Raw genomic sequence first — 10,426 nt, forward strand, 5'->3', positions numbered from 1 at the left:
AGCCGGGCCGCCGCATAGCCGCTGGGTCCCGAGTCCTCGGAATCGGTGGTCACTTCGGTGCTCGTCACCCAGCTGCCTTTCCGTTCACAGGGACCGTCGGTCAGAGCGCGTCCGGGCCGCGTTCACCCGTCCGTACGCGGATCGCGGTGTCGACCGGGACGCTCCAGACCTTGCCGTCACCGATCTTGCCCGTACGGGCGGCCTTGACGACCACGTCGATGAGCTGTTCGGCGTCCTCGTCCTCGACGAGTACCTCGATGCGGATCTTCGGTACGAGGTCGACGGTGTACTCGGCACCACGGTAGACCTCGGTGTGTCCGCGCTGACGCCCGTAGCCGCTGGCTTCCGTGACCGTGAGGCCCTGGACGCCGAAGGCCTGGAGGGCCTCCTTGATCTCGTCCAGCCTGTGCGGCTTCACGACTGCGGTGATGAGCTTCATGCGTCCACCTTCTTGTTCGTCGGGGCTGCCGGCGTGCCGGGGGCCGGCGGGGCCGTGCGGGTGGTGGCGCCGCCGCCGGCACCGCTGAAGTCGTACGCCGTCTCGGCGTGCTCGACCTGGTCGATACCGGAGATCTCCTCGTCCTCGCTGACCCGCATCCCGATGGTCTTGTCGAGGACGAACGCCAGGACCGCCGAGACGACCAGCGAGTACGCGAGGACCGCGAAGACACCGACGGCCTGCTTGCCGAGCTGGTCGAGTCCGCCGCCGTAGAAGAGGCCCTTGGCGTCGGACTGCACACCGCCGGTGGCGAAGAAGCCGATGAGCAGGGATCCGAGGACACCGCCGACGAGGTGGACGCCGACGACGTCGAGGGAGTCGTCGTAACCGAGCTTGTACTTGAGGCCGACGGCCATGGCGCACAGCACACCGGCGATGACGCCGATGGCGATGGCTCCCAGCGGGCTGACGGCACCGCCCGCGGGGGTGATGGCGACGAGGCCCGCGACGGCGCCGGAGGCGGCGCCCAGGGTGGTGAAGGAACCGTGGCGGATCTTCTCGTAGGCGAGCCAGCCGAGGACCGCCGCACCGGTGGCGACCTGGGTGTTGACGAACATGACGGCACCGACACCGTCGTCGTTGCCGAGCCACGAGCCGGCGTTGAAGCCGAACCAGCCGAACCACAGGAGGGCGGCGCCGAGCATGACGAGCGGCAGGCTGTGCGGCCGCATCGGGTCCTTCTTGAATCCGACCCGCTTGCCGATGACGAGGATCACGCCGAGGGCTGCGGCACCGGCGTTGATGTGGACGGCCGTACCGCCGGCGAAGTCGATGACACCCAGCTCGAAGAGCCAGCCGCCGGCGCCCCAGACCCAGTGGGCGACGGGGAAGTACACGACGGTGACCCAGAGGGTGATGAACAGCGCCCAGGAGGTGAACTTGACGCGGTCGGCGAGGGCACCGCTGATCAGGGCCGGGGTGAGGATGGCGAACATCAGCTGGAAGACGGCGAAGACGTAGACCGGGATGGTGTAGCCGTCCCAGAGCTCCGTGACGCCGATCCCGCTGAGGCCGACGAAGTCCGAGCTCCAGCCGATGACGGAGCCGACGTCGGCGCCGAAGGCGAGGCTGAATCCGTAGAGCACCCAGAGGATCGTGACGATCCCGAGGCTGATGAAGCTCATCATCAGCATGTTCAGGGTGCTCTTGACGCGGACCATGCCTCCGTAGAAGAAGGCCAGGCCCGGGGTCATGAGCATCACCATCGCGGAGCAGATGAGCATGAACCCTGTGTTGGCGGCAGACAGCTCCGGGGCGTCTGCGGCAAGCGTCGTGATGCCTGGGGGCATCGGCGTCTCCTCGTCGTCGGTGCGGCCACGTGCGGGGGTGCGGGACCACGGTGAAAAGGTGCGGGCCGGTTATGCGCCATGAGATTCGCGCAGCGCGGTTTCCACGAATGCCGCACGATGTTTCACCACAGTGACGAAGGACCCGGGCGTGTTACGTCCCCATGAACCAGGGGTGTCGGGCCCGGTGCCCTGCCTACCATGCTGCCTGCGCCGCATACGGTGCGGTTGGAACGCCGGGAGACGTGAACCGGCCACGACGGCGACCCGCTGACCTGGCAATGGGGGAGCCGAGTCGGGTGGTACGGGGCGGCCGTCGTGGCCGGTGGCGGGAGTGCCCGGTCAGACCGCTTCCGCGGTCTCCGGGAGCTGCTCGGTGAGCAGGTCGGTGAGCCGGGCGACCTCGGCGATGTCGCCGAAGTCCCTGGCAGCGGTGTCGACGGTCTTGCGGAGCCTGGTGTTGACGCGCTCCGACCTGACCTTCTTGGCGATCTTCAGCGCCCGGGTGGCCAGGACGGTCGACTCCTCCGGCTCGCGCTTGAGGAGATGCACCGTGGCCATGCCGATGAGATTGAGCGCGTAGGACCTCTGGTGCTCGTCGTCCTCGCCGAAGAGCTCGACGGCGCGGGCCATGACCGGCTCGGCGAGCGAGGCGTACGTGGGGCTGCGGCCGGCGACATAGGCGAGGTCACGGTAGGAGTGGGCGTTCTCGCCGTGCAGCTCGGCGTCGGAGAAGAAGCGGATCCAGTCGGGCTCGGGCTCGTCGTCGAGGACCGCGTCGCCGAAGGTGTCCTCCGCCATCCGGACCGCCCGCTTGCACTTGCTCGGCTGGCCCATGTTGGCGTAGGCGCGCGCCTCCATCGCATACAGCATGGCCTGGGTCCGCGCGGTGGCGCAGTCGCGGCTTCCGTACTGGGCGAGGTGGATGAGTTCGAGCGCGTCGTCGGGCCGGCCGAGGTGGATCATCTGGCGGCTCATGCTGGAGAGGATGTACGAGCCCAGCGGCTTGTCGCCGGCCTCCTTGGAGGCGTGCAGGGCGAGCACGAAGTACTTCTGGGCGGTGGGCTGGAGACCCACGTCGTAGCTCATCCACCCCGCGAGCTCGGCCAGTTCGGCCGCGCACCGGAACAGGCGCCTGGCGGTGGCCTGCGGCTGCGGCTCCTGCAGCAGGTCGGTGACTTCGTGGAGCTGGCCGACGACGGCCTTGCGGCGCAGTCCTCCGCCGCACTGGGCGTCCCACTGGCGGAACATCGCCGTGGTGGACTCCAGGAGGTCGAGCTCGGGACCCGAGAGCCGCGAGGGGCGGCTCTCGGCGGACGGCAGCTCCGGTTCCGCCTGGCCCGGACGGGCGACGGGCACCAGCCAGCGCTGCATGGGCTCGATGAGTGTGGGACCGGCGGCCAGGGCGAGGGAGCTGCCGAGGAATCCGCGCCGGGCGAGCATGAGGTCGCTGCGGGAGAACTCGCTGAGCAGGGCGACGGTCTGCGGGCCCGCCCAGGGGAGGTCGACCCCCGCGACCGAGGGGGCCTGGTGGGCCGCGCGCAGTCCGAGGTCCTCGACCGGCACGACGGCACCGAAACGCTCGGAGAAGAGTTCGGAGAGGATGCGCGGGATCGGTTCGCGGGGCTGTTCGCCGTCCAGCCAGCGGCGCACCCGGGAGGTGTCGGTGCTGATGTGGTGGGCACCCATCTGCCGGGCCCGCCGGTTCACCTGGCGGGCGAGCTCGCCCTTCGACCAGCCGCTCCGCACGAACCACGAGCCCAACTGCCCGTTGGGGCGCTTCCCGGCATTCGTCTCGCCTGCGCCACTGCCACTCACGGATACGCCCCCATCCCGCTGAAACCTGTCGCGCGAACCTCTATCAGAATGCCGTGCCCCGGTGCCGCCCGTAGCCGGCGTTGCGCACCATCGAACAGAAAATCGGGTGTGCCCGGGGCATACCCACCAGCGCATGCAATTGCAGGTTCGAGTACCGACGGTAATCCTACGATCACCGTCACCGCGAGGGCCGTTACTGAAACGCCACCATTCGCCACCCCTTCGGATGAACCCGTCCGGCCCGGTCCGCGATTCACTTGACAGGCCGCGATCAGCAGCAGGCGGAGTGAAGCATCCAGGGGCGCGGGAGGCATGACGCGTCCCCCTGGTTCGCCACCCCGCGCGCCGCCCGACCGCCGGCGCGCGGAGGACGTCCAGGACTCCGGGTCGTAACCACCGGTGAGTCGGACCCGTTGGAGGGGGCATGGGCTTCACGATCGGCGGCATCCGGGAGATGCGGTCCGGCACGCGGCGTCGCGGCCGCGGGGCCGGGGCGACCGCGGTGGCGGAATACACAGGACTCTGGGGATGGGCGGTGGCTCCGGGCGCGCGTGCCGCGGCCGGCGCCTGTTCGTGCGGCGACAGCGCGTGCGCGGCCCCCGGCGCGCACCCTCTGGACTTCGCCCCCGAGGTCCCGCCGGGCGCCACCCTCACGATGGCCACGGAAGCCTGGGCGGAGGTGCCGGGCGCCTCGATGATGCTGCCCGCCGGCAGGACGTTCGACGTGCTCGACGTCGCCGAGGCCGCCGGCAGGCGCGCGCTGGTGCGGATGGAGCGGATGGGGGTGCCGCTGGGTCCGGTGGCGGTGACACCGGCAGGCCGGACGCAGTTCTTCGTCGCCCCGGGAGCCGCCGCCGGCCTGCCCGCACTGCTCTACCGGATGGGCTGGGACGACGCGGATCTGGATCTGAGGGCGCTCGGCCCGGGCGCCTACGTCACGGCTCCCCCCTCGGACCGCGGAGGTCTGGGCCCGGTCCGCTGGCTGCGCCCGCCGGCGCCGGACACGGCAGCCGCTCCCCCGCAGGCCCGGCTGCTGCTGGGCACGCTCGCCTACATATGCCACCGCTGGTGAACGCGGAAGGGCGGTGAACCCCTCTCGGGTCCACCGCCCTTCACATGCCCGTGGGACGTCGGGGGTCAGTCGCCGATCAGCGCGTCGACGAAGGCACCCGGCTCGAACGGGGCCAGGTCGTCCGGTCCCTCGCCGAGGCCGATGAGCTTCACGGGGACGCCCAGCTCGCGCTGGACGGCGATGACGATGCCGCCCTTGGCGGTGCCGTCCAGCTTGGTGAGGACGATGCCGGTGATGTCGACCACCTCGGCGAAGACCCGCGCCTGGACGAGACCGTTCTGACCGGTCGTGGCATCGAGGACGAGCAGGATCTCGTCGAGCGGGCCGTGCTTCTCGACGACCCGCTTGACCTTGCCGAGCTCGTCCATGAGACCGGTCTTGGTGTGCAGTCGGCCCGCGGTGTCGATGAGCACGACGTCGGCGCCCTCGGCGATGCCCTCCTTCACCGCGTCGAAGGCGATCGACGCCGGGTCGCCGCCCTCGGGGCCACGCACGGTGCGGGCGCCGACGCGCTCGCCCCAGGTCTGGAGCTGGTCGGCGGCGGCGGCGCGGAAGGTGTCCGCCGCGCCGAGCACGACGCTGCGGCCGTCGGCGACCAGCACCCGGGCGAGCTTGCCCGTCGTGGTCGTCTTGCCGGTGCCGTTGACACCGACGACCATGACGACGCCGGGCGTCTCCTCGCCGCCCTCCGTCTTCACCGCACGGTCGAAGTCGGGGCCGAGCAGGGTGACGAGCTCCTCGCGCAGCAGGGTGCGCAGTTCGTCGGGCGTACGGGTGCCGAGGACACGGACACGCTCGCGGAGCCGCTCCACCAGCTCCTGGGTGGGGGCGACGCCGACGTCGGCGGTGAGGAGGGTGTCCTCGATCTCCTCCCAGGTGTCCTCGTCGAGGTTGTCGCGGGACAGGAGCGTGAGCAGCCCCTTGCCCAGGGAGTTCTGCGAACGGGCGAGCCGGGCGCGCAGCCGCACGAGACGGCCCGCGGTGGGCTCGGGGACTTCGAGCGCGGAGGGCTCCGGCTCGATGACGACCGGGGTCTCCTCGACGGGAGTCCCGTCACCGGGGAGACCGACCTCCTCGACGGTGCGCCGCGCTTCGTCGCGCGGCGTCTCGGCCTCCTCGCCTACATGGGGCTCGGCGGGAGGAGTGAGGGTCGGCGTGCTCGACGGTGCCGAGGGCGGCAGCTGCTTCTTCTTGCGGCTGCTGACCACGAGCCCGCTGATCACGCCGACCGCGACCAGGGCGATGACTACAGCAAGGATGACGATTTCGGCGATTTCCATAACCAGCCCAGTATCGGCCACGGCTGTGGTCGGGGCACGGTTCCGGACGGCGGGCAGGGTGACCGTGCGGCCGGTATGCCACGTTTGGGGGTAAAGGTACGCTGCTGACCGTGGAGAACCGCGGCCTGGATCCCGTCCCCGACGACGAGCGCGGCGGCCGGGTCCGCACCCTCTTCCCCACCTGGGTGGCGGCCAACATGACGGTGCTGCTGCTGACCGTGGGAGCCGGGCTCACCGTCTTCGACGGGCTGAACTTCTGGCAGGTGCTGGCCGTGGCCGTCACGGCCCCCGTGCTCTCGTTCGGGCTGGTCGGTCTCGTGTCGATCGCGGGCAAGCGCGGCGGGGCCCCCGGCATGGCCCTGTCCAGAGCGGTGTTCGGGCAGCGCGGCAACCTCTTCCCCGGAGCGCTGCTCTGGCTCGCGCGCTGCGGCTGGGAGACGGCCAACGCGGTCACGGGCTCCTTCGCCCTGCTGGCCGTGCTCGACCTGCTCCTCGGCGTCCGGAGCACGTCCACCCTCGTCCTCGCGACCCTGACGGCCTTCGTCGCGGCGAGTTTCCTGGTGTCCGGGGTCGGCATCACGGCGCTGCGGGTGTGCTCCCGGGTCTCGGTGTGGCTCTTCGGGGGCGCGAGTCTGCTCGTCCTGGTCCATCTGATCGGCTCGGCCCCCTGGCGGGCGGTCCTCGACCGTCCGCCCGGACCGGTGGGGATGGTGATCGCGGGAATCGGGACGCTCGCGGCCGGGGGCATCAGCTGGGTTCCCTCGGCACCGGACTTCACCCGCTATCTGCCGCGCTCCGCGCCCTCCCGGGCGATGGTCGGCGCGGCCGTGGGAGGCGCTCTGGTCACCGTGGTGCCCATGGTGCTGATGGGAGCGGTGATGGCGGTGAGCTCACCGGACCTGGCCACCGCGAAGGACCCCGTGGCCTTCATCGGCGAGCTGCTGCCGCGCTGGATCTCGGTCCCCTACCTCCTGACCGCCGTCCTCGGCATGGTGCTGATCAACGCCCTGTCGATGTACTCCGCCGGCTTCACCGCGCAGACGGTCGGCTTCGCGGTGCCGCGCGCTTGGGCCGTGGGCGTGAACGCGGCGGTCAGCCTGCTGCTCGGGGGGACGCTGATGATGGTGACGACGAGTCTCATCGACACCTTCCTCTCGTTCCTGACCCTGCTCGGGGTGACGTTCTCCGCCTGGATCGGGGTCTTCGGCGTGGACATGCTGCGCGGCCGTACCTACGACCCCGCCGCGCTCATGGACACCACCCCCCGCAGCGGCTACTGGTACACCGGCGGATTCAGCCGGCAGGCCATGGCCGCCTGGGGCGCGGGGCTCGTGGTGGGGCTGGCCTTCACCGAGGTGGACTGGTTCGCCGGCCCGCTCGCCTCCACCTGGATCGGGCGCGACGGCCTGGGCTGGGCGGCGACGATCCTCGTCGCGGCGGGGCTGTACGCGGCCCTACCCCGCCCTGCGGACGGGACGGCCGGAGCACCGGTCCCGTTCTGACGCCGGCTCCGCGGACGGACCGCGGGACGGCAGAACGCTGCCCCGGGCCGGCATGGGCCGGACCGGGGCAGCGGGTCGAGGAGAGGGGCAGCGGGGATCAGCCCATCTCCTCCAGCGCCTTGCCCTTGGTCTCCTTCACGAACTTGATCACGAAGGGGATGGAGAGCACGGCGAAGCAGGTGTAGATGATGTAGGTGCCCGACAGGTTCCAGTCGGACAGGCTCGGGAAGCTCGCGGTGATCGCCCAGTTGGCGATCCACTGCGCGGACGCGGCGACACCGAGGGCCGCGGCGCGGATGCGGTTCGGGAACATCTCCCCGAGGAAGACCCAGACGACGACACCCCACGACAGGGCGAAGAAGAGCACGAAGACGTGGGCCGCGATGAGGGCGACGGTGCCCTGGGTCGTGGGCAGTTTGCCGTCGACCAGGTCCGCGGAGAAGGCCCACGCCTCGAAGGCCAGGGCGATGGCCATACCGACGGATCCGACGAGCGCGAGAGGCCTGCGGCCCACCCGGTCGACCAGGATCATGGCGATCACGGTGCCGATGATGTTGATGATCGACGTGGTGAACGAGTAGAAGAACGAGTCGGTGGGGTCGATGCCGACGGACTGCCACAGCGTCGCCGAGTAGTAGAACGCGACGTTGATGCCGACGAGCTGCTGGAAGACCGACAGCCCGATACCCACCCAGACGATCGGCAGGAAGCCGAAGCGGCTCCCGAGCAGGTCGCTGAACTTCGACTTGTGCTCACGGCGCATGGCCGTCTCGATCTCGTTCACGCGAGCGTCGAGGTCGGTGTTCTTGCCCTCGACCTCTTCGAGGATCTTCCGGGCACGGTCCCTCTTGCCGACGGAGATCAGAAAGCGCGGCGACTCGGGGATCACGAAGGAGAGCAGCCCGTACAGGATGGCCGGCAGGACCATCACCCCGAGCATCCACTGCCAGGCCTCGAAGCCGGCGATCTCGCCTCGCTGTTCGCCGTCGGCGATCTGCAGGATGCCGTAGTTGACCAGCTGCGAGATGGCGATGCCGATGACGATGGCGGCCTGCTGGAAGGAACCCAGGCGACCGCGGTAGGCGGGCGGCGAGACCTCGGCGATGTAGGCCGGGCCGATGACCGAGGCCATACCGATCGCGAAGCCGCCGATGATCCGCCACATGGCGAGGTCCCAGAGGGCGAACGGCAGGGCGGATCCGACGGCGCTGATGGTGAAGAGCACCGAGGCGATCTGCATGCAGCGGATACGGCCGATCTTGTCGGCGATGCGTCCCGCCGTCGCCGCTCCGATGGCACAGCCGATCAGTGCGATGGCGATCACCTGGGCCAGCGTCCCTGACCCGATGTCATAGCGGTCACGGATGGCTTCGACGGCACCGTTGATCACGGAACTGTCGTAGCCGAAGAGGAAACCGCCCATCGCTGCGGCCGCCGTGATGAAGATGACATGGCCGAGATGGTCCGGGTGGGCGTCCCGGGCTCCGGACTCCGGTCCGTGCGCTGTGCTGGTCACATGAACTCCTGATGCCTGGCCGCAACGTCAGGCGTGGGGGGTGAGCCCTCCCAGTGGCGCACAACTTCCAGCCGACCACCACTTGAAGGCAAAAACAATATTGCTGAGGTTATGCGTTCATGTTTCGAAGTCAAGACTCGGGTCGAGCCAAGGCCTCCTTCACAAGTACCCAGGAACACCCAAAACGTACGTTGAAGTGTTGAAGATTAGGTAAAGAGGGTGTGACTGCCCCTCAGCCAGGAGGAACAGGCCTCAGCGGAGCCGCTGGCTGATCACCTTGGAGACCCCGTCGCCCTGCATGGAGACGCCGTACAGCGCGTCCGCGACCTCCATCGTCCGCTTCTGGTGCGTGATCACGATGAGCTGGGAGCTCTCCTGGAGCTCCTCCATGAGCCGGATCAGACGCTGCAGATTGGTGTCGTCGAGCGCCGCCTCCACCTCGTCCATGACGTAGAACGGACTCGGCCTGGCCTTGAAGATGGAGACCAGGAGGGCAACGGCCGTAAGGGATCGCTCACCTCCGGACAGCAGCGAGAGCCGCTTGACCTTCTTGCCCGGCGGCCTCGCCTCGACGTCGAGACCGGTCGTCAGCATGTTGTCCGGGTCGGTGAGGATGAGACGGCCCTCGCCGCCCGGGAAGAGCCGCGAGAAAACACCCTCGAACTCGCGTGCGGTGTCCCGGAAGGCCTCCGTGAACACCTGCTCGACCCGCTCGTCGACCTCCTTGATCACCTGCATCAGATCGGCCCGGGTCTTCTTCAGGTCCTCGAGCTGCTCGGAGAGGAACTTGTGCCGTTCCTCCAGCGCCGAGAACTCCTCGAGGGCGAGAGGATTCACCTTCCCGAGTTGCTGGTACGCCCGTTCGGCCGCCTTCAGCCGCTTCTCCTGGTCGGCCCTGACGAACGGCGTCGGCCGGTTGCGCGGATCCTCCGGGTCCGCGGGAAGCTCCTCCCCCTCCGCCGCGGGGGACGGCGGCACGAGCTGATCCGGCCCGTACTCGGCCGCCAGACCCGCCGGCTCCACGCCGAACTCCTCCAGCGCCTTGGCCTCCACCTGCTCCATGCGCAGCCGCTTCTCGGCCCCGAGGACCTCGCCCCGGTGCACCGAGTCGGTCAGCCGGTCGAGCTCGCTCTTGAGGTCACGGCCTCGGCCGCGTTCGGCGGCCAGCTCCCGCTCCCGCTCGCCCTTCGCCGCCTCCGCCCTGGTCCGCTCCTCGTCCGCGCGTACGACCGAGACCTCCACATGGGCGAGCAGCTGCCTGGCGCCCGACGCGACGGCGGTGGCCACGGCGGCCTCGTGACGCAGACGGGTACGGCGCTGCTCGGCGCGGGCGCGGGCCTCGCGTTCGGCACGGGCCGCGCGGTCGAGTGCGTCGGCCCGACCGGCGAGCGCCCTGACCCGTTCCTCGTGGGTGCGCGCCTGGAGGCGGGCCTCCATCTCGGTCTGGCGCGCG

The 10,426-nt window shown here is 69.9% G+C and carries 8 protein-coding genes; 2 read left to right on the top strand and 6 right to left on the bottom strand.

Annotated elements, in window-relative coordinates; translation table 11 throughout:
• Positions 1 to 100: 100 nt before the first annotated feature.
• From B9S57_RS30075 to B9S57_RS30085, 3 genes are all read right to left on the bottom strand, one after another.
• On the bottom strand, positions 101 to 439 hold the full coding sequence (locus B9S57_RS30075; RefSeq protein ID WP_033304048.1) for a P-II family nitrogen regulator: 339 nt from the start codon (positions 437 to 439) through the stop codon (positions 101 to 103).
• On the bottom strand, positions 436 to 1,788 hold the full coding sequence (locus B9S57_RS30080) for an ammonium transporter (protein ID WP_103760333.1): 1,353 nt from the start codon (positions 1,786 to 1,788) through the stop codon (positions 436 to 438). Before B9S57_RS30080 ends, B9S57_RS30075 begins: the two co-directional genes overlap by 4 nt.
• A gap of 339 nt (positions 1,789 to 2,127) precedes the next feature.
• Positions 2,128 to 3,603 (bottom strand): hypothetical protein, encoded by a 1,476-nt coding sequence (locus tag B9S57_RS30085; protein WP_103760334.1) that lies wholly within the window; start codon positions 3,601 to 3,603, stop codon positions 2,128 to 2,130.
• A 424-nt stretch (positions 3,604 to 4,027) separates the two neighbouring features.
• On the opposite strand from B9S57_RS30085, the gene B9S57_RS30090 reads away from it, so the two are divergent.
• Positions 4,028 to 4,675 carry a bifunctional DNA primase/polymerase gene (locus B9S57_RS30090; RefSeq protein WP_103760335.1) on the top strand — a complete coding sequence of 216 codons (648 nt, stop codon included), beginning with the start codon at positions 4,028 to 4,030 and terminating at the stop codon, positions 4,673 to 4,675.
• Positions 4,676 to 4,740: 65 nt separating this feature from the next.
• Here B9S57_RS30090 and ftsY read toward each other — a convergent pair whose 3' ends face one another.
• The gene (gene ftsY / locus B9S57_RS30095) at positions 4,741 to 5,955 is read right to left on the bottom strand and encodes a signal recognition particle-docking protein FtsY (RefSeq protein WP_103760336.1); all 1,215 of its coding nucleotides are present in this window, start codon (positions 5,953 to 5,955) and stop codon (positions 4,741 to 4,743) included.
• Positions 5,956 to 6,065: 110 nt separating this feature from the next.
• Here ftsY and B9S57_RS30100 point away from each other — a divergent pair, with 110 nt between their 5' ends.
• Positions 6,066 to 7,457 carry a cytosine permease gene (locus B9S57_RS30100; RefSeq protein WP_103760337.1) on the top strand — a complete coding sequence of 464 codons (1,392 nt, stop codon included), beginning with the start codon at positions 6,066 to 6,068 and terminating at the stop codon, positions 7,455 to 7,457.
• Between the two features lie 97 nt (positions 7,458 to 7,554).
• Here the strand turns inward: B9S57_RS30100 and B9S57_RS30105 are convergent, their stop codons facing one another.
• Positions 7,555 to 8,973 carry a sugar porter family MFS transporter gene (locus B9S57_RS30105; protein WP_103760338.1) on the bottom strand — a complete coding sequence of 473 codons (1,419 nt, stop codon included), beginning with the start codon at positions 8,971 to 8,973 and terminating at the stop codon, positions 7,555 to 7,557.
• A gap of 252 nt (positions 8,974 to 9,225) precedes the next feature.
• Positions 9,226 to 10,426: AAA family ATPase (locus B9S57_RS36025; protein ID WP_258036701.1), on the bottom strand; the 1,201-nt coding region annotated here is incomplete at its 5' end.

This window comes from Streptomyces sp. SM10, assembly GCF_002910915.1.
Lineage (GTDB): Bacteria > Actinomycetota > Actinomycetes > Streptomycetales > Streptomycetaceae > Streptomyces.